General features: G+C 53.0%; 21 protein-coding genes. 8 read left to right on the forward strand and 13 right to left on the reverse strand.

The window, feature by feature from the left end; all coding sequences use genetic code 11:
* Positions 1 to 9 precede the first annotated feature (9 nt).
* The 3 genes from cysN to ACQYWX_RS06320 all read right to left on the reverse strand — a co-directional run bounded on the left by cysN (position 10) and on the right by ACQYWX_RS06320 (position 3,323).
* Complete coding sequence (gene cysN / locus ACQYWX_RS06310; protein WP_431688254.1) at positions 10 to 1,665, reverse strand: sulfate adenylyltransferase subunit CysN; 1,656 nt, start codon at positions 1,663 to 1,665, stop codon at positions 10 to 12.
* A 65-nt stretch (positions 1,666 to 1,730) separates the two neighbouring features.
* The gene (cysD, locus tag ACQYWX_RS06315) at positions 1,731 to 2,639 is read right to left on the reverse strand and encodes a sulfate adenylyltransferase subunit CysD (RefSeq protein WP_279503129.1); all 909 of its coding nucleotides are present in this window, start codon (positions 2,637 to 2,639) and stop codon (positions 1,731 to 1,733) included.
* Between the two features lie 303 nt (positions 2,640 to 2,942).
* Positions 2,943 to 3,323 carry a PilZ domain-containing protein gene (locus ACQYWX_RS06320; RefSeq protein WP_241566998.1) on the reverse strand — a complete coding sequence of 127 codons (381 nt, stop codon included), beginning with the start codon at positions 3,321 to 3,323 and terminating at the stop codon, positions 2,943 to 2,945.
* Between the two features lie 261 nt (positions 3,324 to 3,584).
* Between ACQYWX_RS06320 and rimO the strand changes: the two genes are divergently transcribed.
* Entirely contained in the window at positions 3,585 to 4,904 is a 1,320-nt protein-coding gene (rimO, locus tag ACQYWX_RS06325; protein ID WP_431688255.1) for a 30S ribosomal protein S12 methylthiotransferase RimO, read from the forward strand.
* A 55-nt stretch (positions 4,905 to 4,959) separates the two neighbouring features.
* Here rimO and gatB read toward each other — a convergent pair whose 3' ends face one another.
* The 3 genes from gatB to gatC all read right to left on the reverse strand — a co-directional run bounded on the left by gatB (position 4,960) and on the right by gatC (position 8,271).
* The gene (gene gatB, locus ACQYWX_RS06330) at positions 4,960 to 6,402 is read right to left on the reverse strand and encodes an Asp-tRNA(Asn)/Glu-tRNA(Gln) amidotransferase subunit GatB (RefSeq protein ID WP_431688256.1); all 1,443 of its coding nucleotides are present in this window, start codon (positions 6,400 to 6,402) and stop codon (positions 4,960 to 4,962) included.
* Between the two features lie 52 nt (positions 6,403 to 6,454).
* Complete coding sequence (gene gatA / locus ACQYWX_RS06335; RefSeq protein ID WP_431688257.1) at positions 6,455 to 7,909, reverse strand: Asp-tRNA(Asn)/Glu-tRNA(Gln) amidotransferase subunit GatA; 1,455 nt, start codon at positions 7,907 to 7,909, stop codon at positions 6,455 to 6,457.
* Between the two features lie 74 nt (positions 7,910 to 7,983).
* Positions 7,984 to 8,271: an Asp-tRNA(Asn)/Glu-tRNA(Gln) amidotransferase subunit GatC gene (gene gatC / locus ACQYWX_RS06340; RefSeq protein ID WP_127968973.1), complete on the reverse strand. Its 288-nt coding sequence runs from the start codon at positions 8,269 to 8,271 to the stop codon at positions 7,984 to 7,986.
* A 331-nt stretch (positions 8,272 to 8,602) separates the two neighbouring features.
* Between gatC and ACQYWX_RS06345 the strand changes: the two genes are divergently transcribed.
* The 7 genes from ACQYWX_RS06345 to ACQYWX_RS06375 all read left to right on the forward strand — a co-directional run bounded on the left by ACQYWX_RS06345 (position 8,603) and on the right by ACQYWX_RS06375 (position 18,004).
* Positions 8,603 to 9,640 carry a rod shape-determining protein gene (locus ACQYWX_RS06345; protein WP_011399070.1) on the forward strand — a complete coding sequence of 346 codons (1,038 nt, stop codon included), beginning with the start codon at positions 8,603 to 8,605 and terminating at the stop codon, positions 9,638 to 9,640.
* A 143-nt stretch (positions 9,641 to 9,783) separates the two neighbouring features.
* Positions 9,784 to 10,617 carry a rod shape-determining protein MreC gene (gene mreC / locus ACQYWX_RS06350; protein ID WP_216735066.1) on the forward strand — a complete coding sequence of 278 codons (834 nt, stop codon included), beginning with the start codon at positions 9,784 to 9,786 and terminating at the stop codon, positions 10,615 to 10,617.
* A 5-nt stretch (positions 10,618 to 10,622) separates the two neighbouring features.
* On the forward strand, positions 10,623 to 11,096 hold the full coding sequence (gene mreD / locus ACQYWX_RS06355; RefSeq protein ID WP_216735065.1) for a rod shape-determining protein MreD: 474 nt from the start codon (positions 10,623 to 10,625) through the stop codon (positions 11,094 to 11,096).
* Complete coding sequence (locus tag ACQYWX_RS06360) at positions 11,089 to 11,694, forward strand: Maf family protein (RefSeq protein ID WP_431688258.1); 606 nt, start codon at positions 11,089 to 11,091, stop codon at positions 11,692 to 11,694. Before mreD ends, ACQYWX_RS06360 begins: the two co-directional genes overlap by 8 nt.
* Positions 11,695 to 11,698: 4 nt before the next feature.
* The gene (gene rng, locus ACQYWX_RS06365; RefSeq protein WP_216735063.1) at positions 11,699 to 13,183 is read left to right on the forward strand and encodes a ribonuclease G; all 1,485 of its coding nucleotides are present in this window, start codon (positions 11,699 to 11,701) and stop codon (positions 13,181 to 13,183) included.
* Positions 13,184 to 13,295: 112 nt separating this feature from the next.
* Positions 13,296 to 17,171, forward strand: a complete 3,876-nt coding sequence (locus ACQYWX_RS06370; protein WP_431688259.1) for a YhdP family protein — start codon at positions 13,296 to 13,298, stop codon at positions 17,169 to 17,171.
* Entirely contained in the window at positions 17,171 to 18,004 is an 834-nt protein-coding gene (locus ACQYWX_RS06375; RefSeq protein WP_431688260.1) for a carbon-nitrogen hydrolase family protein, read from the forward strand. Before ACQYWX_RS06370 ends, ACQYWX_RS06375 begins: the two co-directional genes overlap by 1 nt.
* 10 nt (positions 18,005 to 18,014) lie before the next feature.
* Here ACQYWX_RS06375 and yjgA read toward each other — a convergent pair whose 3' ends face one another.
* From yjgA to ACQYWX_RS06410, 7 genes are all read right to left on the reverse strand, one after another.
* Positions 18,015 to 18,551: a ribosome biogenesis factor YjgA gene (yjgA, locus tag ACQYWX_RS06380; protein WP_216735060.1), complete on the reverse strand. Its 537-nt coding sequence runs from the start codon at positions 18,549 to 18,551 to the stop codon at positions 18,015 to 18,017.
* An 89-nt stretch (positions 18,552 to 18,640) separates the two neighbouring features.
* Complete coding sequence (gene mgtE / locus ACQYWX_RS06385) at positions 18,641 to 20,002, reverse strand: magnesium transporter (RefSeq protein WP_279503136.1); 1,362 nt, start codon at positions 20,000 to 20,002, stop codon at positions 18,641 to 18,643.
* Positions 20,003 to 20,239: 237 nt separating this feature from the next.
* Entirely contained in the window at positions 20,240 to 20,509 is a 270-nt protein-coding gene (locus ACQYWX_RS06390; RefSeq protein ID WP_011399061.1) for an HPr family phosphocarrier protein, read from the reverse strand.
* Positions 20,510 to 20,603: 94 nt separating this feature from the next.
* Positions 20,604 to 21,464, reverse strand: a complete 861-nt coding sequence (gene rapZ, locus ACQYWX_RS06395; protein ID WP_127968982.1) for an RNase adapter RapZ — start codon at positions 21,462 to 21,464, stop codon at positions 20,604 to 20,606.
* 26 nt (positions 21,465 to 21,490) lie between these two features.
* Entirely contained in the window at positions 21,491 to 21,955 is a 465-nt protein-coding gene (ptsN, locus tag ACQYWX_RS06400; RefSeq protein WP_127968983.1) for a PTS IIA-like nitrogen regulatory protein PtsN, read from the reverse strand.
* 6 nt (positions 21,956 to 21,961) lie between these two features.
* Entirely contained in the window at positions 21,962 to 22,270 is a 309-nt protein-coding gene (gene hpf, locus ACQYWX_RS06405) for a ribosome hibernation-promoting factor, HPF/YfiA family (protein ID WP_011399058.1), read from the reverse strand.
* 115 nt (positions 22,271 to 22,385) lie between these two features.
* Entirely contained in the window at positions 22,386 to 23,882 is a 1,497-nt protein-coding gene (locus tag ACQYWX_RS06410) for an RNA polymerase factor sigma-54 (RefSeq protein WP_431688261.1), read from the reverse strand.
* Positions 23,883 to 23,948: the final 66 nt, after the last annotated feature.

A 23,948-nucleotide genomic window follows, 5' to 3' on the forward strand; every position in this document is an offset into this window, starting at 1 on the left:
AAGAAAGCCTTACACGAAGTAGTGCTTTTCCACCAGCTCACCGATGACACGGTTAACCTGTGTTGAAAGCTCTTTCTCATCTGCTGCGCTTACCGTCGCGGCGACTTCACCTTCGTATGACTCAACGCCTTGGATGGCGATGACCAGCAGGCCGGCTTTCAACAGAGCGGTTAATGTGGCTTCAGCCAGAGTTTCCTCTACAACCACTACCGACTTGCCACGTTCAAACAAGTTGCGTTCCAGTGCGTAAGCCAGTTTATCCGCCAATTCGCCTTCGACTTTAATCAGGCCAGGCTTGTGGCCGTTACGGGCTTCACGTTCTGCGTCAGTAATGGGGGCGAAAGCAGCGATGTCTGCATCGTCTACAGCGCTTTCGATCATGCCTGCGCCGATAGTCACGTTAGTCAATCGGTCAACGATGATAAACGCGCCGGTGGTGCGGTTGCGTGAATAGGGGTCAAACACCAGAGGCTGGTTGAGCGTGACTTCACAGGAGCCGATTTCATTTAACTGCAGCGTATCGGTTTCGCTCTTCTCCAGTGTATTAACATCGATCTGATGATGGATGCGGCTGACAGAACCGGTCGCCAGATGCGTTGCTTGCTTGATGTAGTATTGACGACCCGGCAGCAAAGGCGCTTCGCTCATCCAGACGATATGCGCCCGCATCCGGTTGGATACGCAGGGAACATTGTCTGGGCGAACCAGTACGTCGCCGCGGCTGATATCGATCTCGTCGGCTAATGTCAGCGTCACGGCCTGGTCAGAGAATGCTTCTTCCTGTTCACCCTCGAAGGTGACGATGGACTTGACCGTACTGGTTTTGCGGGAAGGCAGCGCCATGACTGGATCGCCCTTGCGGATAATCCCCGAGGACACGGTTCCGCTGTAACCGCGGAAGTCCAGGTTCGGGCGATTGACGTACTGCACGGGCATGCGGAAATCGGACAGATTTTTGTCGCGGGAGATTTCCACTGTCTCCAGGATTTCCATCAGAGGCTTGTCTTTGTACCAAGGCATCGCCGGTGAGTTGGAGACCACGTTGTCGCCATCCAGCGCTGAAATCGGCACGAATTTCAGGTCGTGTAGAGTCAGGCCCTTAGCGAAACTCAGATACTCCTGCTTGATCTCTTCGTAACGCTCCTCGCTGTAGTCCATCAGGTCCATTTTGTTCACCGCCACCAAAATGTGCTGAATGCCCAGCAGTGAGGCGATGAAGGTGTGGCGCTTGGTCTGTTTCAGGACGCCGTGACGGGCGTCGATCAGAATGATGGCCAGTTGCGCAGTGGAGGCGCCGGTGGCCATGTTACGCGTGTATTGCTCATGGCCAGGGGTGTCGGCGATGATGAACTTTCTCTTGGCGGTGGAGAAATAGCGATAGGCAACGTCAATAGTAATGCCTTGCTCGCGCTCCGCCTGAAGACCGTCCACCAACAGGGATAAATCGAGCTTTTCGCCCGCATTGCCGGATTTAGCGCTGTCTTTCTTGATGGCTTCAAGTTGATCTTCATAGATCATCTTGGAGTCGTGCAGCAATCGACCGATCAGGGTGCTTTTGCCGTCGTCAACGCTGCCGCAGGTTAAAAGACGAAGCAGCTCTTTGTGTTCGTGCTGCTTCAGATATTCGAGAATGTCTTCGCTGATTAGGTTTGATTGATGTGACATGGACCGTACTCAATTAAATTCTGCTAAATGAATGCTTCCCTGAAGGCGCTTCTTCTCCAAATGGATCAGAAGTAGCCTTCGCGTTTCTTTTGCTCCATCGAGCCAGCCTGGTCGTGGTCGATAACGCGACCTTGACGCTCGGAGCTGGTGGTTAGCAGCATTTCCTGAATAATTTCCGGCAATGTGGTCGCCGTAGATTCGATAGCTCCAGTCAGCGGGTAGCAGCCCAGAGTACGGAAGCGCACGTCTTTCATCATTGGGGTTTCGCCCGGCTTTAAAGGCATACGGTCATCGTCCACCATGATCATCGTGCCGTCGCGCTCGACAACTGGGCGCTTGGCGGAGAAGTAAAGAGGGACGAGCTCGATGTTCTCCAGATAGATGTATTGCCAGATGTCCAGCTCTGTCCAGTTGGACAAAGGAAACACCCGGATGCTTTCGCCTTTATTGATTTTTCCATTGTACAGGTTCCACAGCTCCGGGCGCTGATTTTTTGGATCCCAGCGGTGGTTGGAGTCACGGAAAGAGTAGACGCGCTCTTTCGCGCGGGATTTCTCCTCGTCGCGACGGGCGCCGCCGAAGGCTGCATCAAACTTATATTTATTGAGAGCCTGTTTCAAAGACTCGGTCTTCATGACATCGGTATGCTTGGCGCTGCCGTGAGAAAAAGGGCCGATGCCCTGGCGTACGCCTTCTTCATTTATGTGGACGATTAAGTCCAGTCCAAATTTCGCCGCCTGCTGATCACGGAAAGTGATCATATCCTTGAACTTCCAGGTCGTGTCCACGTGCATCAAAGGAAAGGGCGGTTTGCCGGGAAAGAAGGCTTTGCGCGCCAAATGTAGCATCACCGAAGAGTCTTTTCCGATGGAGTAGAGCATGACGGGGCGCTCGAACTCGGCGGCGACTTCTCTGATTATATGGATACTTTCAGCTTCCAGCTGTTTTAGATGGGTGAGGTTGTAATCAGTCATTTTTTCAACTGCACTCCTTAGTAAGGGGTCTCCGGTAAGGCTGATGTCCGAGGATGATTGGGTTAAAAAACTACACTTACTATACCAAACACTCGGTGATTATAAGAAGAATGGCTTTTAGAAGACTTTATTATGACGATATAGTTTTCTATGGCCTTTTAGTAGCTTCTGATATACGCAGTTAAGCGGCGCTGCTTGTAGCGGGCTGTTTCTGGCGAATTTTCCGGGGTTCCATCCTGTTTGGGCCGTAGGCCGCAAATAGAAAGCTTGAGATGAAAACCTGGAAAATACGGCGGCGATTTTCTAACGCAGCTTATTCTCGGCGATATACTGCTCAAGTTGGTGGGTTTGCTCTGGCGTCAATTCTTTGAATTGTAAGCCTACGTGGAAGGCGTTGCGAGCCAGTCGACGAGTGTAAATGACCAACATCTCTGTCTCTACTTCAACAACATCTTTCTTGCCCAGAGGCAGAGTGAAGCGAATATTGATGCAGACTGGCCGTAATGGCGCGAAGTTTAAGGCGTTTGGCGTCAACGTCTCCAGAATGCAGCGGTCGCACTCAAGCATGAGGCCCGTTCTGGAAATGTTGTGGATGGCCGCGTCGCATTCCCGTTGGTCGCGTGTGGTGATATGAGCGACGAAATCCGTTGGAATGCGCAGATGATGCCTCAGATTTCTTTGCATGACGGTTGGACTGCTTTGAATCATAGTCGGTTAAGTAATGATACTAACATTCAACATGGAAGGCTAAGTGTACCAAATTGAATTTGATTTAAAATTAATCTTTTTGGCATAGAGAGCACGATTTTTTTGTAACAGTGTGGGTATTTTGTTACGGAGTGTAATCTGTGTTGCTGGTCGAAGTTTGAGCGATATTTGATCTATTTTCTCAGGCTGAGCTTAGGTAGAATGGCGGCCTTTTTCTGAATAGACAGGTGATGGTAGATGTCCTCTTCTAGCGGCAAAGTGGGTTTTGTCAGCCTTGGCTGCCCCAAAAACACAGTAGACTCGGAGCGTATTCTGACGCAACTGCGTACGGAGGGGTACGAGATATCGGCCAGCTATGAAGATGCGGATGTCGTTTTGGTGAACACCTGCGGCTTCATCGACAGTGCTGTGCAAGAGTCCCTGGACGCCATTGGCGAAGCGTTGCGTGAGAACGGCAAAGTTATCGTGACCGGGTGTCTTGGCGCCAAAGAAGATGTGATCCGCGAAGTGCATCCAAAGGTGTTGGCGGTAAGCGGCCCGCACGCTTATTCGGAAGTGATGAACCAAGTGCATCAAGTGGCTCCGAAGCCTGAATACAACCCCTTCCTCAACCTTGTGCCCGATACTGGGGTTAAGCTCACGCCCAAGCATTATGCCTATCTGAAGATATCTGAAGGCTGTAACCACCGTTGTACGTTTTGCATAATTCCGTCCTTCCGCGGTGATTTGGTGAGCCGTCCTATCGGTGATGTGCTGGGCGAGGCGCAACGTCTAGTGAAAAACGGCGTCAAAGAGTTGTTGGTGATCTCTCAGGACACCAGTGCTTACGGGGTGGACACCAAATACCGTACCGGCTTCTGGGAAGGGCGTCCGGTCAAGACGCGTATGAAAGAGCTTTGTGATGAGCTCGGGCGCATGGGCGTTTGGGTGCGGTTGCACTACGTTTACCCTTACCCTCATGTCGATGACGTTATTCCGATGATGGCGGAGGGCAAAATTCTTCCTTATCTGGATATTCCTTTTCAGCATGCCTCTCCGGCCGTGTTGAAAAATATGCGTCGTCCAGCCCATGCAGAGAAGGTGCTGCACAGGATTGGCAAATGGCGTGAGCAGTGTCCGGATATCACTCTGCGTTCCACCTTTATTGTCGGCTTTCCCGGAGAAACCGAAGAAGACTTTCAGACACTGCTCGACTTTCTTGAGGAGGCGCAGTTGGATCGTGTCGGGTGCTTCAAATACTCTCCTGTGGAAGGTGCCACGGCGAATGAGCTGCCTGATCCTGTTGAAGAAGCGGTCAAACAAGAGCGCTGGGAGCGCTTTATGGAAGTGCAGCAGCGTATCAGCGCCAGTCGTTTGCAGGCGAAAATCGGCAAGCGTATGGACGTGATCGTGGATGAGGTGGTGGAAGAAGGAGCGGTTTGTCGTTCCAAAGCGGATGCGCCGGAAATTGACGGACAAGTGTTTTTAGACAACCAAACTCATCTGAAGCCGGGTGATCTGGTTTCGGTGGAGATAGAGGATGCGGACGAGTATGACTTGTGGGGGCGTCCAGTATAACTTGCGGATGCAGCCAGTATGAAAAAGAGCCCGTTTAGGGCTCTTTTTTTTAGGCTTAACTCAGCTTTTTGGCGAGTATCTCGTTCACCTGTTGTGGGTTAGCCTTGCCTTTTGAGATTTTCATCGTTTGGCCGACAAAGAATCCGATCATTTTTCCGCGTTTGGCTTCATCTGCGGCTTTATATTGTTCGACTTGGGCTGCGTTATTCGCCAGGACCTCGTCAACAATAGCCTCAATGGCGCCCGTGTCGGAAACTTGCTTTAGGCCTTTCTTCTCAATAATCTCATCAGCCTCACCTTCGCCATTCCACATAGCCTCAAGCACATCCTTGGCGGCTTTGCCATTGATAGAGTTGTCTTTCAGGCGCAGCAGCAACTTGCCAAGCCCTTCAGCCGTGACGGGAGATTGAGAGATATCCAGAGAATTCTGGTTCAGGCGTTTGGCCAGTTCTCCCATCACCCAGTTGGCTGTCAGTTTGGCGTCGCCGACGATTTTTGTTGCGACTTCAAAGTAGTCCGCTTGCGCGCGGGAGCTGACGAGCACACCAGCGTCGTAATCAGACAAACCGTACTCTGAACAGAAACGGGCCAGCTTTTGTTCTGGTAGCTCTGGGAGGGTGTCACGGACGGCTTCTATATAGGCTTCGTCTATTTCTATGGGCAGCAGATCTGGGTCTGGGAAATAGCGGTAATCGTTGGCGAATTCCTTGCTGCGCATGGAGCGGGTGTCGTCATCGTCGGCGTCATATAGACGTGTTTCTTGCTCGACTTTAAGGCCGCCTTCTATTAAGTCGATTTGCCTTTCAATTTCACCTTGAATAGCCTTTTCGACAAAACGGAAGGAGTTGACGTTTTTGATTTCGGTGCGAACGCCAAACTCTTTCTGACCTTTCGGGCGAACGGAAACGTTGCAGTCGCAGCGCATGGATCCTTGGGACATGTCGCCGTCGGAGATGCCCAGGTAGGTGACGATAGAGTGCAACTTCTTCAAGTACGCGACGGCTTCTTTGGCGCTGCGCAGTTCCGGCTCGGACACGATTTCCAGCAGAGGCGTACCGGCGCGGTTCAAGTCGATGCCTGTCATGCCATGAAAATCTTCATGCAGACTTTTTCCGGCGTCTTCTTCCAGGTGGGCGCGAGTGATATTAATTGTCTTCTTCTCGCCATTTTCAAGCTGGATGTCCAGTTTGCCTTGCTTGACGGTAGGGTGATCCAGCTGGCTGATTTGATAACCCTTGGGCAGATCAGGGTAGAAATAGTTTTTGCGGTCGAAGACCGAGCGTGTGTTGATTTCGGCGCCGATGGCCAGGCCGAACATCACCGCCATACGCACTGCTTCTTCGTTCATGACTGGCAACATGCCAGGCATGGCCAGATCTACAGCGCAAGCCTGAGTGTTTGGCTCTGCGCCAAAGGTAGTGGCTGCGCCGGAGAATATTTTGGATTTGGTGGCGAGCTGAACATGAACTTCCAGCCCGATAACCGCTTCCCATTCCATGATATGACCTCTTCGCTAATGGTTGCGTAATCTTTATGTAGTGCGGGTGGGCTTATTCGCCCAGGGCCGGACTGCGTTTATGCCAGTCAGTGTTCAGCTGATATTGATGGCCCAGGTTCAATAACCGGGCTTCAGTAAAGTAGTTGCCGATCAACTGCATCCCAACAGGCAGGCCGTCCTTGAAGCCGCAAGGCAATCCAAGCGCAGGCAGACCAGCCAAGCTGGCGGGGATAGTAAAGATGTCCTCAAGATACATCTGTACGGGGTCTGACGTTTTCTCGCCCAGTTTGAAGGCGATATCGGGTGTGGTTGGGCATAACAACGCGTCGACTTCGTTCAGCGCGGACACGAAATCGTTTTTGATCAGGCGGCGGATTTTTTGCGCCTGTCGATAATAGGCGTCGTAGTAGCCTGCAGACAGTGCATAGGTTCCGATTAAAATGCGGCGCTTTACTTCGTCCCCGAAACCTTCGGATCGAGAACGTTGATACAGGTCTTCGAGATCTTTGGGGTTCTCGCAGCGATGGCCGTAGCGAACGCCGTCGAAGCGCGACAGGTTGGTCGAGCACTCCGCGGGGGCGATAACGTAGTAAGCGGGTACGGACAGCTCTGTATGGGGCAGGGAGACCTCTTTAAAGGAAGCGCCCAGAGATTCGTACACTTTTATTGCTTCCTGCAGCGCTTTTTCGAGTTCGGCATTGAGCTGGCTGCTGAAGTATTCTTTTGGCAAGCCGATAGTGACGCCAGTCAGCGGTTGCGCCAGCGCTGAAGTGTAATCTTCAGTGGGGTTCAGGGCGCTGGTGGAGTCCATGGGGTCGTGTCCGGCCATGACGTTCATTAGCAGCGCCGCATCTTCCGCCGTGCGAGTGAAAGGACCGCCCTGATCCAGACTTGATGCGAAAGCCACCATGCCTAGACGAGATACGCGTCCGTAAGTTGGCTTGAGTCCGGTCAGGCCGCAAAATGCGGCAGGCTGACGAATCGATCCGCCTGTATCCGTACCGGTCGCCGCCGCGCAAAGTCCGGCCGCAACCGCTGCGGCGGAGCCGCCTGAAGAGCCGCCGGGGGCTCGCTCGGTGTCCCAAGGGTTACGTACCGGGCCAAAGTAGCTGTTCTCATTGGATGAGCCCATGGCGAACTCGTCCATGTTGGTCTTGCCCAATGTGACAGCGCCTGCCTCCATAAACTTGCGGGTGACGGTGGACTCGTAAGGGGGAACAAACTTTTCCAGCATTCTGGAGCCGCATGTCGTCGTCACGCCTTCTGTGCAGAAGACGTCTTTGTGCGCGAGAGGTACGCCATTCAGAATAGAGGCTTCTCCTGCATTGCGGCGAGCGTCGGCTTGTTCCGCCTGAGAGAGAGCCAGATCTTCAGTAATGGTGATGAAGCAATTCAATTCTGGATTGAGGTGCTTGATTCTGGTCAGGTAATCCTGGGTGATTTCACGGGATGAAAACTGCTTATCCCGGAGTCCGCTTATGATCTCGCTAATAGTATGTGGCAACATGCGTATCTCTTACTTTTCTATAACCGGCACGGCGTTCGCAATAAGTTCTTGGGGAGGCGGGCGTTCCAGTCGTTTTAATCGATGACTTTGGGAACCAGATACAAGCCATTTTCGGTGGCTGGCGCGATGGCCTGAAACTTTTCACGCTGATTGCTTTCCGTTACTTCGTCTTTACGCAGTCGCTGAGTCATTTCCAGCGGATTGGACAGAGGCTCTACAGCGCTGGTGTCCACTTTCTGCATCTGTTCGACGAAGTCCAGAATCTGTCCCAGATCGCGGGTCAGTTTCGCCACTTGATCGCCGGGCGTTTCCAATCTCGCTAGCTTGGCGATGGTCTCCAACTGTTCCGACTGGATAGTCACATTATTCTCCTGCTGGGCGTTGCGGTTGGCTTGATTCGGATCTGTTCCGATAATTCGATGTTGAATCCGGGCTGGCGAACGCCATTGCAGCGCTCCTGATCGCACCAGAAACTAAAGAGGGCTATTATAAGAGGGTTTGCGTACAGTCTGTAAATGAATTGGCGATTTTTTCCCTGTAAAACGCCCTAAAACAGGCCTTTCTGATGACAATTTTTTAATGGCTTGCGGCTAGGCCCGGGCGGGGCTAAATGATTCTTGCCCTGACCCTTCGCCACTGTTAAAGTTGCCGCAGCATGCCTAACCCTAAAAAGAATACGGATTCAAACGTTCAATGTTTAAACGATTACGTGGTTTGTTTTCCAGCGATCTTTCGATTGATCTGGGGACCGCCAATACACTGATTTATGTTCGTGGAAGAGGAATTGTGCTCAATGAGCCCTCTGTGGTCGCAATTCGTAACCAGGGCGCACAGAAAAGCGTTGCGGCGGTAGGCGCCGAAGCGAAGAGGATGCTGGGACGGACGCCGGGCAACATTACCGCGATCCGACCATTGAAAGACGGCGTCATCGCCGATTTTCACGTTACTGAAAAGATGCTCCAGCACTTTATCCACAAAGTGCATGAAAACAGTTTCATCACCCCCAGTCCTCGCGTACTGGTTTGTATCCCCAGCCGATCCACTCAAGTTGAGCGTAAAGCAATTCGAGAGTCCGCCCTTGGCGCGGGCGCCAGAGAAGTATTTTTGATTGAAGAGCCTATGGCTGCGGCGATTGGCGCCGGTCTGCCTGTTGAAGAGGCGAACGGCTCCATGGTGGTGGATATCGGTGGCGGAACCACTGAAATCGCCATTATCTCCCTGAACGGTATTGTGTACGCCGACTCGGTAAGAGTGGGCGGAGACAAATTTGACGAGGCGATTACCGCTTATGTGCGTCGCAATTACGGTAGTTTGATTGGCGACGCCACCGCAGAGCGGATCAAGCAGGAAATCGGCTGCGCATACGAAGGTCTGGAGCTGCGTGAAATCGACGTGCGCGGCCGCAACCTCGCAGAGGGGGTTCCCCGTAGTTTTACCTTGAACAGCGAAGAAATCCTCGAAGCGCTGCAGGAAGCCCTGGCGACCATCGTACAGGCGGTTAAGAGCGCATTGGAGCAGTCGCCGCCTGAACTGGCGTCTGATATCGCTGAGAGAGGCATTGTATTGACTGGCGGCGGCGCATTATTGCGTGGCCTGGACAGTTTGCTGACAGAAGAAACCGGCTTGCCGGTGATCGTTGCTGACGATCCGCTTACCTGTGTCGCAAGGGGCGGCGGTCGTGCGCTGGAAGTTATCGACAAACGCGGCAGTGGTCTATTCTTTATGGAATAACAACTCTTTAACGGAGTTGACCACTTGTTTTCGCCATGTTTTATGGTAGCTTTCTGTGTTTGTAGATAAATTCCTTTCCGGACTGTTGGGGAGATTGCGACATTAAAAATATCTTCGTTGAAGGCCCATTTTTAGGCGCACGAATGATATTGGTGGCTGTGCTCTCCATCGCCATCGGATTTGCGGATTATCACCTCAATCTCTTATCTTCGTTACGCGAAACGCTGGCGACTCTCGTCGCCCCCGTGCAATGGGTTGTCAGCGCTCCTTCCGACGTGGTCGACTGGACTGAAGATGCGGTTAAATCGCGCCGCGATTTACAGCAGGAAAATGACGCGCTGCGCAATAGGCTTTTGATACTTGAGGCAAAGTCGCAGCGTCTTGCGTCTTTGACTGCGGAAGTTAATCGTCTGCGTGAATTGCTGAATGCTTCGTCTGTAGTGGATGATTCTGTGCTGGTGTCCGAGATCATCGGCATCAACCCTGATCCTTACATGCATGAGGTGGTCGTCAACAAAGGTTCTGACGATGGCGTTTATGTTGGGCAGCCTATGCTCGATTCGCAGGGGTTAATGGGGCAGGTGACGCAAGTATCGCCGTTGACCTCCCGTGTTCTTCTGATTTCCGATAGCAATCATGCCGTGCCGATTCAGGTTAATCGCAACGGCGTGCGCGGCATTCTCGTCGGCTCCGGCGTATTGGATCGGCTACAACTGATAAACGTTCCCGATACAGCTGATATTGTTGCTGGCGACTTGCTGGTGAGCTCTGGCTTGGGTGGTAAATTCCCGGCGGGTTATCCGGTTGCGAAAGTGACTGCGGTGGTTCATGACCCGGGCGAACCCTTTGCGCGAATCGAAGCGCACCCGTTATCCGAATTAAACCGCAGCAGACACGTTTTATTAGTATTCAAGAAGAAATCGTCGGAGGTGGGAGACAGGGTTTCCGACGAACCTTCGCCTGAAGAAACTCAGTAGGCCTTATGCCCAGAGATGAGTTTCGTCCAGTCTTGTTCGTATTCACCCTGTTCCTGGCGTTTTGCGTCAGTCTGATTCCCCTGGGTGGTTACGCTGCTTATTTTAGGCCCGAGTCCATATGCATGGTGATGTTTTACTGGACGTTGAAGCATCCCGGCGCCTGCGGCATTCTGGTCGGATGGTGTGTGGGGCTGTTGTGGGATGTCTTGATGGGAAGCACATTGGGGGTGCATGCTCTGGCGTTGGCGCTACAGGCTTATCTGGTGCTGAAGATGTTGCAACGACTGCAAATGTTCCCCTTGATTCAGCAGTCTTTTGTTGTGTTCATCATCGTTGGCATTGTGCTGATGCTGTTTCGCTGGATTAATGGCATGCTCGCCCAGCCTGCGACGGATATGGCGTATTTATTGGGCGCTCTGAGTTCTGCGCTGCTGTGGCCGCTGTTTTCGCTACTAATGGAAAAACTGGAAAATGTTTGACGGTAACCCTGGTAGGAGGCGCCTTGTGCTGGCGTCGGGATCTCCGCGTCGGCGTGAAATGATCGCCGGGCTGGGGTGTGAGTTTTCTATCGCCAGTGCGGATATTGATGAAAGCGTTCTGCCTTCTGAAGCAGCGGCGGACTATGTGGAGCGCCTCGCCAGAGATAAGGCGAAAACAGTATTTGAAGCGCGTAAAGATCAACAGGATATTGTGGTGTTGGGCGCTGACACCACGGTTGTGGCGGGAGGCGATATTCTCGGCAAGCCGGTTGATTTTGAAGACGCTCAGGTCATGCTGCGCAGGCTGTCAGGGACATGGCATGAGGTGCTGACCTCCGTGGCCTTGGTCGCGGAGGAAGGTTGCAAGGTGACGACGACTTTGAGTCGGGTGCGATTTCGAGAGTTGTCCGAGCAGGAAATTCAGCGCTATTGGGATTCCGGTGAGCCAGCCGACAAAGCGGGCGCATACGGCATTCAGGGGTTGGCCGGGAGTTTCGTGGAGCGCGTGGAAGGCAGCTATTCATCCATTGTTGGGTTGCCTCTTTGCGAGACCGTCGTGCTGTTAAAGGAATTCGGAATCAAGATCTGGTCGGACTAACTGCATGAGTGAAGAAATCTTAATCAACGTGACTCCGGTGGAAACTCGCGTCGCTGTCGTCGAGAACGGCATGCTGCAGGAAGTTTATATCGAAAGAAGTCAGCGGCGTGGCATTGTCGGCAATATCTATAAAGGCAAAGTCATCCGAGTATTGCCTGGCATGGAAGCGGCGTTTATTGATATCGGATTGGAGCGCGCGGCTTTCATTCATGCTTCGGACGTCACCACAGTGAACCCCGGAGAGGATCGCAACGGCGGCAATAAGCATCCCGATATCAGCTCTTTGCTGCGGGAAGGTCAGTCTTTAGTCGTGCAAGTCACCAAAGATCCAATCGGAGCCAAGGGCGCGCGTCTTACCACACAGTTATCAATACCATCTCGTTATCTGGTTTATATGCCCGATAACAACCACATCGGAATATCCCAACGCATAGAAGACGACGCTGAGCGTGACCGCCTCAAGGAACTCATCCAACTTTGCGTGACCACGGAAGATGCTAGTTCCGCTGATGGCGCCGGTTTTATCATCCGCACGGCCGCTGAGGGCGTCGGTTCGGAAGAGTTGAAATCCGATATCCTGTTCCTGCAAAAGCTTTGGTTGTCTTTACGGGAGAAGATCAAAACTTCGCCAGCTCCCGGGCCGATATATGAAGACCTGCCACTCTACATCCGTACTCTGCGCGATCTAGTTCGCCCCTATACTGAAAAAATACGTATCGATTCCAGGGAAAGCTTCCATAAGGCGCTGAAGTTTGTGGATGAATTCGTCTCTGAGATTCGCAATAAGCTGGAGTACTATCCCGGCGAGCGGCCGATTTTTGATTTGTACAGCGTTGAAGATGAACTGCAGAAAGCGTTGAGTCGCAAGGTGCAATTGAAGTCTGGCGGCTACCTGATTATCGACCAGACCGAGGCGATGACGACCATCGACGTCAACACGGGGGCCTTTGTCGGTCATCGCAACCTCGAAGAAACCATCTTTAAAACCAACTTGGAAGCGGCGCGCGCCATTGCGCGACAGCTGCGGTTACGAAACCTGGGCGGCATTATCATCATCGACTTCATTGATATGGAGGACGAGGAGCATAAGCGCCAAGTGTTGCGTATGCTGGAAAAAATGCTGGAGCGTGATCACGCCAAAACCAAAATCAGCTGCGTGAGCGAGCTGGGGTTGGTGGAAATGACTCGCAAGCGCACCACCGAAAGTCTGGGGCAGATGCTGTGTGAGCCTTGTCCCGCCTGTGACGGCCGCGGTACGGTCAAAACAGCGCAAACCGTATGCTATGAAATCTTTCGTGAGATTTTGCGTATTAACCGCACCTATGACGCGCAGGGTTATCTGGTGTTAGCGGCGCAAGCTGTGGTGGATCTGTTGCTGGATGAACAGTCCGATAGCGTCGCCGATCTGGAAACTTTCATCGGCAAGCGTATCCGCTTTCAGGTGGAGGTGATGTATACCCAGGAGCAGTTTGATGTTGTTCTGCAATAGATTGCAGCGCACACTTTCCGTAGATATTACCGGCCGGCGGCGAATCTGAATTTTTGTCGCCGGCGCCGACTCATTAAGCATAGACGTATACCGCCGGCGGCCCGATTCAGTCATGACCATAAAATCCGTGTTAATCAAGGTCACGCAATGGATATGGTATGTGGCTATCGCATTGCTGGTTCTGGTCGCCACTTACCTTTCTATCGGGCGTAACTTCTTCGACGCCGTGTCTGTGTTCAAGGAAGATCTTGAATTACGCCTGTCCGCTTCCCTGGGCGCAACAGTCAGAATGGAGGCGCTGGAAGGAAGCTGGGACGGCTTCGATCCCGTCATTACCCTCAAAAACGTGACTCTAACCGACCCCAATAAAGTCGACAGCGCAATGACGCTGGATTCCCTCGTTGTGCAGCCTGATATGGTCAAATCACTGTTCTCGATGAAACTGGCTTTGAGTCGAGTGGAAATCGGGGATGTCTCCGTTAACCTGGAGCAAAGTCTGAGCGGCGGCTGGCGACTCCCGGGGCTAGATCAGAAAGCAAATAGTGGCGGGGCCCTGGATTGGCGGCGACTGGCGGATTATATGGCTTCGCCGGTGCTGGAGTTTCGAGAAATCCGTTTGCACTGGCGTTACCGCGACAGCCAGGTGGCGGGTTGGTTGATTCCGGTGCTGACAATTCAAGTCGAGGAAAATGACGTGGCTGCCTCGGGCCGAATTTTACGGGCGCAGGATCATGCGGATCTGGGGCTGTTTTCCGGTTATGCGCATGACTTGCTTAACTCGGGGAAGCTGAATGGCGAAGCTTACCTGAGCTGGCGTAGGGGGGAGGCGTTGGATCCCCTGTTAAATCTGATTTCCGAACATGGCGTACAGGCTACGGATATCGAAGCGTCAGGGGCTCTTTGGCTGACGCTGGAAGACAATCGCCTCATCGATATGGCTGGGGATCTGGATATCCCCCGATTAGCCTGGGCGGATGAGCAAACCACCCTGGCGCCTCTGCAGAATATCAGGGCGCGATTCAACGCGGCGCTGACTGAACAAGGCGGCTGGAAGGTCACCGCCTATGATCTTGGGCTGGATTGGGCGGGTGACAATTGGCGCGATGCGCGCGCTTTGCTGGATATTGATACGGAAGGCGCGGTCCGGATGGCCATGGATAATTTGAATCTGGGCCTTTTGGGGCGTTTGAGCGTCGCCGCTGGCGTTTTGCCTGAAAATGCGTCGAGGCGTCTTGCCAGTTACCAGCCGGAGGGCGCGCTGCGCAACATAGGCTTTAACCTTGATGCGAACGGGCAGTTTGAGGTGGTCGCGCAACTCGATCAGGTCAGGGTTGCGGCTCATGGAGGGGCGCCTGGCGGCGCGGGTATCGATGGCTTTCTGCAGGTGCGTAATCATGGCGGCAAGGTCATCTTCAAGGGAGCAGAGATGCAGCTGAGCTTTCCAGAGCTGTATCACGCAGGGTGGACATTCACAACCGGCGAGGGGCGTGTTGAATGGCGAGGGAACGATGATTATGTCTATGTTTTCGGAAACGGTCTGCGGCTGAAAGAGATTAATGGGCTGCGAGCGGAACTAAGCGGCGCTTTTAGCATACTGTTGCCTCATGACAAAACCCGTGAGCTTAACCTGGAGCTGGCGATCGGCGTTGAGAATGCAGACGCTCGGGTAGCTTCTCTGCTGGTGCCGGGACATATCATTCCGCAGGAGCTTAATCGCTGGTTGAGGCAGGCGGTAAAAGGCGGTCAGGTGACGACCGGCGGCTATTTCTATTCTGGTGTGGTGGGCCCTTTGGCGACCGCTACCAATCATCGCTCGCAGATGTTTTTCAATTTGAAAGACGGGCGTTTGCATTACGCAGACGGCTGGCCTGAATTGGAAAATTTTGATGCGCGTCTTGCGATTATCGGAGGCGAGTTGAGCGCAATTGTCGGCGAGGGGACGATCGCCGGCACACGGGTTCGCTCGGTGAAGGTGAAGCGCGACGGCGGAGAAGGTCCTGACTCGCTGCTCCATATCAGCGCGAATATTCGGCCTCAGAAAAGCGACTGGGATTATTGGTTGAAGAAGTCGCCTATCGCTAATGTGACTGCGCCGGTTGTGGAAGACTGGTCTGTCAGCGGCGCCAGTTCTGGCGTGCTGGACTTGACGTTAGACACAGTCGGGGTGGGCGCGCCTCGTATCGATCTCAAGTTGAAAACGGCCGGATTGAATTTGCAGTCTGAGCGCAATGACCTGGCGTTGACGGATTTACGGGGCAACCTTTCCTTCAGCACCGTTGCTGGCATTCGGGCGACAGGCATGCAAGGGGCGATATTCGGACAACCTGCGAACCTGGACGTGACGACATCAAACTGGTCGGAACAACACAAGGCGCTGGCGTTAAAGCTGGCGAGTAAAATAGAGACGTCTACGCTGCTGGATTGGCTCAAGATCGAGCGGAAGGTTCCGCTGTCTGGCCAACTACCCTATCGCCTTGCTTTGGATCTTGATCACACTGATAAAAGCCGCTTCAGGCTGCGTCTGGACAGTGAGCTGCTGGGCGCTGACATTCGGGCTCCGGCCCCTTTCGGCAAGACGATACAGGATAGCTTTCCTCTGTCAGTCGTGCGCGACTGGGAAACGGAGGGGAGACGTGAAAACTGGTCTGTCTCAGTGAAAGATCTGCTGAAAGCGCGTTTTGAAGTCAGTGAAGGGACGGTCAGCCGGGGGGCGCTGGCGTTTGTCACGGGGGATGGCGCTCCCGAAGGGTTGGAGCTGCCGGCGCGTGGCGTCAATGTGTCGGGGCAACTGTCGCGGTTATCGGTGTCAGAGTGGCGCACTTATCTGCAAGAGTTCTTCGGCGCTGATATGGGGGATACGCCAGCAAGTGCGCCAGATTGGCTGAATCGCGTGTCGATGCAGGTTGGGAAGCTGGAAGTCGCTGGCGAGTGGTTCAGTCAGGTGGATGTGCGGCTGCAGCGTCATTCTGGTGGGCTTGATGTTTCGCTGGATGACGGTGAGAGGCTGACGGGGACGTTGTCTATCCAGGATGACGCCAGCAAGCCGCCCTTTGCGAAGTTTCGGCGTTTGTATATCTCTGATAGCGCCGCCACGGCGGTGGAAAAGCGCATGACGCCTGCGGATGTGCCTCTGGCGCAGGTGGATATCGAAGACCTACGCCTGGGGGGGAAACAGCTTGGAAGCTGGGTCTGGGTGACACAGCCGAGGGAAGATGGCGTGGTTTTCAGCAATATGTTTGGGCGTCTCGCCGGCGTAACGGTGACGGCAAGACTAAGTTGGCTGATGGACCCGCAAACCGGCCACCAGACTTCGATTCTCACTGGGGATCTGAAAGGCGTTAACTTCGATCGCTTTTATGAGAATCTGGCGGAAGAAGCCCCATTGACCGCTGAAGATTACAGCTTCAATACAGGCATAGTTTGGCAAGGCGGCCCTACTGAATTTCAGTGGAAGGACGTGACGGGGCAAATCAGTTTCAAAATGAGTAATGGCGTATTTCGTGAAGCGTCCAACTCGGCCAATATTTTCAGGGTGTTCGGCATCTTGAACACGGACTCAATTACCCGGCGTTTGCGTTTGGACTTTTCCGATTTATATCGTAAAGGCTTGGCCTATGACCAGATTGAGGGGGAGGCGCGCATTGAAGAGGGCGTGATGAACTTCGAAAGCCCGCTTGCGATCCAGACTCTTTCCAGTGGATTTAAGATAACCGGCAAGACCAGCCTGGTTGATGACACTCTGGATATGCAAATGGTGGTCGTGCTGCCAGTAACGAAAAACCTGCCGCTGGCGGCGGTTTTGGTGGGGGCTCCCCAGGTGGGAGGCGCATTGTTTCTGATCGACAAGCTACTGGGCGATCCGCTCAGCCGGATGACCAGCGCCACATATAAAATCAAAGGTACATTGGAAAACCCTGAAGTCAGCCTGCAGCAGATTTTTGATAACACCAGCGGCGGTTCGGCTTCGCAGAGAAGGAGAGCGGATTGATGAGCGAGTTCACACTGGCGATAGTGCAGTTGGTCAGCACCAGTGATATAGAGCAGAACCTGGCCCGAGTGGAGCACTGGGTGGCGGAAGCGGCAGGCGGCGGCGCGCAGCTGGTGTTGCTGCCGGAGAACTTTGCATTGTTCGAAAGCAAGCGTTCGTTGGATATCGGCGCTGCGGAGGCGGAGTCAGAGGGCCCTATACGAGGATTTATCGCTGGACTGGCGAAGCGTTTCGGGGTTTGGATTATTGCTGGCTCATTGCCTTGCGCGCAACGCCCTGACGGCGCTCCCATTGATGGGCGCGTGCGCTCCGCCTGCTGGGTGTTCGACGATAGTGGCGCCACGGTTGCCCGTTACGATAAGATTCATCTATTTGATGTGGATGTGAAAGACGCTTATGGCGCGTATCGTGAGTCCGCCATATTTGAGCCTGGTGAAAAGGTGGTGGTGATTGATACACCGTGGATCAGGGTTGGCCTGTCGATTTGTTATGATTTGCGCTTTCCCGAACTATACCGGGCGATGGCGGAACAGGGGGCGGAGTTAGTGACGGTTCCTTCCGCATTCACCTATGTGACGGGCGAGGCGCATTGGGAAACCCTATTGAGGGCCCGGGCGATAGAAAATCAGGTGTTTATAGCCGCCGCGAATCAGGGGGGAATTCATTCGGAGTCCCGACGCACCTACGGGTATTCCATGGTTATCGATCCCTGGGGCAAAGTTATGGCGGGGCTGGAAGAAGGAGAGGGAGTTATTCTCTCCACACTGAATAAGGCCGAGCTGCAGGAGGTACGGGCCAGAATGCCCGTACTCGCTCATCGCAGACTCAAGTAGCGATCTGCAATCAGGCGTCGTCGACCACTTCTTTCAAGTAGCGATACAGCTTTTTGGCGGCGCCGCGATTCTTGTTTTCCGTAATGTCTTTTTGCGCTGCGCGGATCAGCTGACGCAGGTGTTGCGCCTCGGTGTTCGGATACTGATTCATAAATTCAGTCACCGCTTGATCCCCTTCTGAAATCAGGGACTCCCGCCAGCGCTCCAGGCGATGATGCTCTGCAGCTTGTTGTACGGAGCCCTGGTCGAACTTGTCGAGAAATGAGCGAAGCTCCTCCTCGTCCACATCCCGCATCAACTTGCCGATAAATTGCAGCTGGCGGCGTTTGGCTTCATGGCTGCCGATTTTGTTATAGGTGTGGATCGCATCCAGCAGGCGGTCAGTCAGTGAAAGCTGGCTGAGTTGGTCTGCTTTAAGTTCCGTCAGTCTCTTCCCTAGCTGCTGCAGCGCTTCCATCGCCCGTTTGCGGCTGGATTTACTGGGAGGCAGATCCTCTTCGTCGTAATAATCGTCTTCGAAATCGTCGTCGTGATGTGAATGGTTCATTGAAATGCTCGAATCAACTCTCGGAAACTAAAATGGTAACACAGCGCTCAAGTAAGATAAGAATAGACAGGCATTCGCCTTGCGCCTAGTCAGGCGTAGGCGATTGTGGCGAGTCCCAGAAATGACATGAACCCCACTACATCCGTAACAGTTGTCAGGATGACGCCTCCGGCCAGAGCGGGGTCTATTTTCAGGGTTTTTAGTATCAGAGGTAAAGCGGTGCCGGCGATGGCTGCTACGGTCAGATTGATTAGCATCGCTGAGGCGATCAGAACGCCAATGGTGACGTCGTTGAACCAGACCATAGCGGCGGTCGCCACCACGAAAGCCCAGAGTAAGCCGTTGAAGGCTCCCACCAGAAACTCACGGTTCATCAGCCAGCGAATGTTGCTTGAGCTGACCTTGCCCGTAGCCATCCCTCTAATTACCAGTGTGAGCGCCTGACTGCCTGCAATGCCGCCCATGCTTGCGACAATGGGCATCAACACGGCCAAGGCGACTACTTTTGCAATGGTTGCTTCAAAAATACCAATGACCGCAGAGGCGAGAAACGCGGTGATCAGGTTTATCCCCAGCCAGACAGCGCGACTTTTAGCCGTCTTCATGATGGGGGCGAACATATCTTCTTCTTCGTCCAGACCCGCCATGCTCAAGATTTCGTGGTCGGCGTTTTCGCGGATAACGTCAACCACGTCATCGATAGTGATACGACCTACGAGTTTACCTTTGTCATTGACAACAGGGGCTGACACCAAGTCGTGGCGTTCGAACAGCGTGGCGACTTCTTTATCGGGAACTGTCGCAGGAATTGGCTCCACGTCCGTGCGCATGATTTCGCGTACGGTGGAGCTGAGGCTGGACACCAGCAGAGTGGTGACGGGGAGTACGCCGATAAAATCATCTTTTCGGTTCACAACCAGCAAGCTGTCGGTCATGTTAGGCAGGCTTTTGTGGCTGCGCAGATAGCGAAGCACAACATCAACAGTAATGTCCGGACGCACGGTGATCATGTCCGTGTTCATCAGGCCGCCGGCGGAGTCCTCAGGGTAGGCCAGGACTTCTTCCAGGCGTTGTCGATCCTGAGCGTCCATGGTCTCCAGGACTTCCTGGATGACGGCTTCCGGCAACTGCTGTAACAAGTCGGCGAGGTCGTCGACTTCGAAGTCTTCGGCGATCTCGATAACATCCTGAGCATTCATCTCACTCAGGAAGTCGGAACGGATTTCATCGCTCAGGTACTGAAGGACTTCGCCATCCAGTTCGTCATCGACTAACTGCCAGAGTAACTTCCGTTCATTGGGCGGAGACGATTCCAGCAAGTGGGCGATGTCGCTGGGGGAGAGGCCGCCGTTCAGGATGCGCGCGACCTGCTGCAAAGAACCGCTTTCCAGCGCTTCCGCAATGGAGCGCATACGGACCTTGGCAGTGCTTTTTTCGGTCGCTTGAGGCATAGACATACATCCGCGTTTAGGGCGGCCCGCAACGGGCAGCGAGGAATTTGCCGGATTAAATACAGAGACGGGCTCTGCGCCGTTGTGGCGCCAGTATAAGCGAGCCCACTATAAAGTGTAAGTTAAGACGAAAATTAGTCTAAGGAAAATCAGGGAATTGTCTTACTTTATTCAAGCGGTTTGTATTGTTTGGCATGCCTGGAAGGGATGGGGCGAAGCGCCCCGAAAGCGATAGGGCTACTCTCCCTCTCCGAAATAGTCCTCGATCAGAGCTTTGATGGCGTGAAAAGCTTCCTCTTCATCCGGACCTTCTATTTTCAGTGTAAGAAGCGTTCCTTTGCTGGCGGCGAGCATCATGACCGCCATTATACTTTTTCCGTCAACTTCCTGGCCTTCTTTGGCTACTCTGATCTTACTGGCGAATCGGCCGCTGGTGGACACGAATTTGGCCGCCGCTCGGGCGTGCAGGCCAAGCTTATTAATAATAGTGACTTGTTCCTGGATCATGGGGCGCGATGAGTATAAAAGATTGAAGTTTCCTGAATGTTGGATTCAGGCCGGTTTAATTGTTAAGCGACAGTGGCTTCTTATTGTTAAAACCTTATTGCGCCAGCTCTTTGTGGCGCACTTGGACATTATCATATTTTTTCTTGAAATGCTCTCCCAGGCACTCGCAGATATAGACGGAGCGGTGCTGTCCGCCAGTACAGCCGATGCTGATCGTCATATAGGTGCGGTTGCTGTTCTGGAAGTGCGGAATCCAGGTTTCAAGAAAGCTGATGATGTGCTGCAGCATCTGTTCCGGTTCCGGATGCTGCTTTAGGAATTCAATGATTTCCTGATCCGTGCCTTTGTAGCCGCGCAGCGCGGTGTCCCAGTAAGGATTAGGAAGGCAGCGCACGTCAAATACCATGTCGGAATCCGACGGCACGCCATGCTTGAAGCCGAAAGACTGGAAGAGCAGGGCCAGTTCCTGGGTTTTATGCCCGATAACCCTGATCTTAACCTGATCCCGTAACTGGTAAATGGAGAGATCGCTGGTGTCTATATAGAGGTTCGCCAGGGTGGCGATCGGCTCCAGCAGCTGTTTCTCTTTGGCGATGGCTTCTTTTAGTGATGTGCTTTTACTGCTGAGCGGGTGCTTGCGACGCGTTGCATGAAAACGTTTGATCAAGGTGGCGTCATTGGCGTCAAGATAGATGATTTCCACATCGATATTGTGCGCCTGCAGAGTGGCGTAGATCGACGGGAAATCCGACAGGTCCCTATAAAGATTGCGGGCGTCTATGCTGACGGCGAGTTGCTGATTCTGGGTTTTCCCCTGGTCCAGCACCTCTTGGGTGAGAGGCGAGAGGAGACCGATAGGCAGGTTATCGATGCAGTAATAGCCCATATCCTCCAGGACATGGAGCGCCGTACTTTTTCCGGAGCCTGAACGACCACTTACGATAATCAGCTTCATGTCTTCCTCTTTCCATCGAAGCTGGATTATTTCTCCAGCACCCTCCTGAACAGGGTTTCGTCGTTGTCACAGTCGCGCAGGTGTTCGCAGAAGCGACGGTCATTGAATTTCTGGGCCAGCTGGCTCAGTAGGTCCAAGTGTTCGCTGGTGGCCTCTTGAGGCACGATCAGAACGAACAGCAGGTCCACGGGTTCGTTGTCTATGGCGTCAAAAGGGATTTTGTCCTTGAGTGTAAGCAAGGCCCCTATGATGCGGTCGCAGTTTTCCAGGCGGCAATGAGGTATTGCGATACCCTGGCCGATACCAGTGCTGCCGAGTCTTTCACGGCATATCAGGTTGGTAAAAATGGCGTTCTCGTCCAAAAACGGAAAATGTTGCGCAATCAGATTGGCGATATATTCGAGAACGCGCTTCTTACTCGAGCCCGACACCCCACAGCGTGTGAGGGCGGGCGAGATAATTGACTCAATAGTTAGTGTGGTTTGGGCCATGTTCTGTTATCTGGCGGATGCGCCGTGCATCCGATCAACGTGCTTCTCTTTGTGTTTGAGGATCTGGCGGTCTAATTTGTCCACCAGTGCGTCAATTGACGCGTACATATCTTCGTGTTCAGCATTGGCATGCAGGTCAGCGCCGCTTATGTGCATGGTTGCTTCCGCAATCTGACGCTGTTTTTGAATGGAGAGCGTAACTTGGACATTACTGATACTGTCGAAGTGTCGTTCGAGCTTGTCGAACTTGTTGTTAACGTAGTCTTTCAGTGCTTCAGTTAACTCGACTTGATGTCCGGTGATGTTCATTTGCATACTTTGCTCCTAATGCCAATATACGGTGCATTATGAATTTTGCACTTCCATGAAAAATACTAGCACATCCAATTTGTGACTATTTGATTTAAGTCTTATGCCTGCATTCCTCCTTTTAAATTAACCGCTTACGTTCATTGGAAGGCGGAATGGAAAGCGCCTCCCGGTAATTTGCGATCGTGCGACGGGCGACGTTGATGCCCTGGTCGCCAAGCAGCGCAGCAATTTTGCTGTCGCTCAATGGTTTCTTCGGTGATTCCGCCGCGACTAACTTCTTGATAATAGCTCTAATAGCGGTCGAAGAACACTCGCCACCCGTGTCTGTGCTGACATGGCTGGAGAAAAAGTACTTCAGCTCAAATACGCCGCGAGGAGTGTGCATGTATTTCTGGGTGGTCACTCGGGAAATCGTCGACTCATGCATCTCCACCGCCTCCGCAATATCGTGCAGCACCAGTGGCTTCATCGCCTCTTCGCCGTACTCAAGGAATCCTTGCTGATGTTCGACGATTTGTGAAGCGACTTTCAACAGAGTTTCATTACGGCTTTGCAAGCTTTTGATAAACCAGCGTGCTTCCTGTAACTGGTCGCGTAAATAAGTGTTGTCTGAGCTGTTGTCCGCGCGTCTCACCAAACCTGCATAGCCAGGGTTGATGCGGATCTTGGGAGCGATTTCAGGGTTCAGCTCCACCAGCCAGCGGCCGTTGGCTTTTTTGACGATAACGTCAGGAACCACGTATTCGGTATTGCTTTCCTGAATGCCTTCGCCCGGCCTTGGGTTCAGACTTTGAATCAGTTTGAGAACTTCCCGCAGATCGTCTTCTTTCAGGCGGCTGCGGCGCATCAACTGGGCGTAGTCGCGGTTGCCAAGCAGATTGATATAGTGGCTGACCACCAGCTTGGCCTGACCGAGCCAGGGGGTGTCTTTAGGCAACTGATTCAGCTGGCTTAGCAGGCAATCCTGTAAGTTGCAGGTGGCGACTCCAGGAGGATCGAATTGCTGTACGCGTTTTAAAACGGCGCGTACTTCGTCCAGCTCAATTTCTTCTTCCCCCTCAGTTTGCAGTCCGCCATGAATTTCGTCTGGAGTGAGGGAGAGATAGCCGTCAGTATTGACTGCATCAATTATCGCAACAGCGATCATGCGGTCAATGTCGGACATGGGGGTAAGGTTTAGTTGCCAGAGAAGGTGGTCTTGCAGGGTTTCGCCTTTGCTATTGCGGGATTCGAAGTCGTATTCGTCATCTTCGCCGCCGCTGTAGCTGCTTGATCCGCTCTGGAAGACATCATCCCAGGCGGTATCGACGGGGAGGTCGTTCGGAATGGAATCGGACCAGTTGTCCTCTTCAGCGAATCCTCCTTCATCCATGCCCGACTCTTGCGTTCGCTCCTTGCTGGAGTTGTTAGCGAGCATGTCGCTGATCGTATCGTTCTGAACGTGGTTGGGAGATTCGTCTTCTTCAGACACTTCCAGCATGGGGTTGGACTCAAGCGCTTGTTGAATCTCCTGCTGTAAATCCAGTGTTGAAAGCTGCAAAAGTTTTATTGCTTGTTGCAGTTGCGGGGTCATGGTCAGCTGTTGACCCAGCTTTAACTGCAATGAAGTTTTCATAACCATCTGATGCTTACCACCGATTCAGGCACAGATCTTGTGAGTTTTTCATAGTTATTAGGTGCT

Source organism: Hahella sp. NBU794, assembly GCF_050749805.1.
In the GTDB taxonomy this organism is placed as follows: domain Bacteria; phylum Pseudomonadota; class Gammaproteobacteria; order Pseudomonadales; family Oleiphilaceae; genus Hahella.

Excerpts from the sequence above, each read along its gene's own strand:
- ACQYWX_RS06390 (WP_011399061.1), bottom strand. The coding sequence starts at position 20,509 with ATGATCCAGGAACAAGTCACTATTATTAATAAGCTTGGCCTGCACGCC.
- ptsN (WP_127968983.1), bottom strand. The coding sequence starts at position 21,955 with ATGGCCCAAACCACACTAACTATTGAGTCAATTATCTCGCCCGCCCTC.
- ACQYWX_RS06320 (WP_241566998.1), bottom strand. The coding sequence starts at position 3,323 with ATGCAAAGAAATCTGAGGCATCATCTGCGCATTCCAACGGATTTCGTC.
- mreD (WP_216735065.1), top strand. The coding sequence starts at position 10,623 with ATGCCCAGAGATGAGTTTCGTCCAGTCTTGTTCGTATTCACCCTGTTC.
- rng (WP_216735063.1), top strand. The coding sequence starts at position 11,699 with ATGAGTGAAGAAATCTTAATCAACGTGACTCCGGTGGAAACTCGCGTC.
- mreC (WP_216735066.1), top strand. The coding sequence starts at position 9,784 with ATGATATTGGTGGCTGTGCTCTCCATCGCCATCGGATTTGCGGATTAT.
- ACQYWX_RS06345 (WP_011399070.1), top strand. The coding sequence starts at position 8,603 with ATGTTTAAACGATTACGTGGTTTGTTTTCCAGCGATCTTTCGATTGAT.
- ACQYWX_RS06360 (WP_431688258.1), top strand. The coding sequence starts at position 11,089 with ATGTTTGACGGTAACCCTGGTAGGAGGCGCCTTGTGCTGGCGTCGGGA.
- hpf (WP_011399058.1), bottom strand. The coding sequence starts at position 22,270 with ATGCAAATGAACATCACCGGACATCAAGTCGAGTTAACTGAAGCACTG.
- rapZ (WP_127968982.1), bottom strand. The coding sequence starts at position 21,464 with ATGAAGCTGATTATCGTAAGTGGTCGTTCAGGCTCCGGAAAAAGTACG.
- gatA (WP_431688257.1), bottom strand. The coding sequence starts at position 7,909 with ATGTTGCCACATACTATTAGCGAGATCATAAGCGGACTCCGGGATAAG.
- ACQYWX_RS06375 (WP_431688260.1), top strand. The coding sequence starts at position 17,171 with ATGAGCGAGTTCACACTGGCGATAGTGCAGTTGGTCAGCACCAGTGAT.
- mgtE (WP_279503136.1), bottom strand. The coding sequence starts at position 20,002 with ATGCCTCAAGCGACCGAAAAAAGCACTGCCAAGGTCCGTATGCGCTCC.
- cysD (WP_279503129.1), bottom strand. The coding sequence starts at position 2,639 with ATGACTGATTACAACCTCACCCATCTAAAACAGCTGGAAGCTGAAAGT.
- gatB (WP_431688256.1), bottom strand. The coding sequence starts at position 6,402 with ATGGAATGGGAAGCGGTTATCGGGCTGGAAGTTCATGTTCAGCTCGCC.
- cysN (WP_431688254.1), bottom strand. The coding sequence starts at position 1,665 with ATGTCACATCAATCAAACCTAATCAGCGAAGACATTCTCGAATATCTG.
- yjgA (WP_216735060.1), bottom strand. The coding sequence starts at position 18,551 with ATGAACCATTCACATCACGACGACGATTTCGAAGACGATTATTACGAC.
- rimO (WP_431688255.1), top strand. The coding sequence starts at position 3,585 with ATGTCCTCTTCTAGCGGCAAAGTGGGTTTTGTCAGCCTTGGCTGCCCC.
- ACQYWX_RS06410 (WP_431688261.1), bottom strand. The coding sequence starts at position 23,882 with ATGAAAACTTCATTGCAGTTAAAGCTGGGTCAACAGCTGACCATGACC.
- ACQYWX_RS06370 (WP_431688259.1), top strand. The coding sequence starts at position 13,296 with ATGACCATAAAATCCGTGTTAATCAAGGTCACGCAATGGATATGGTAT.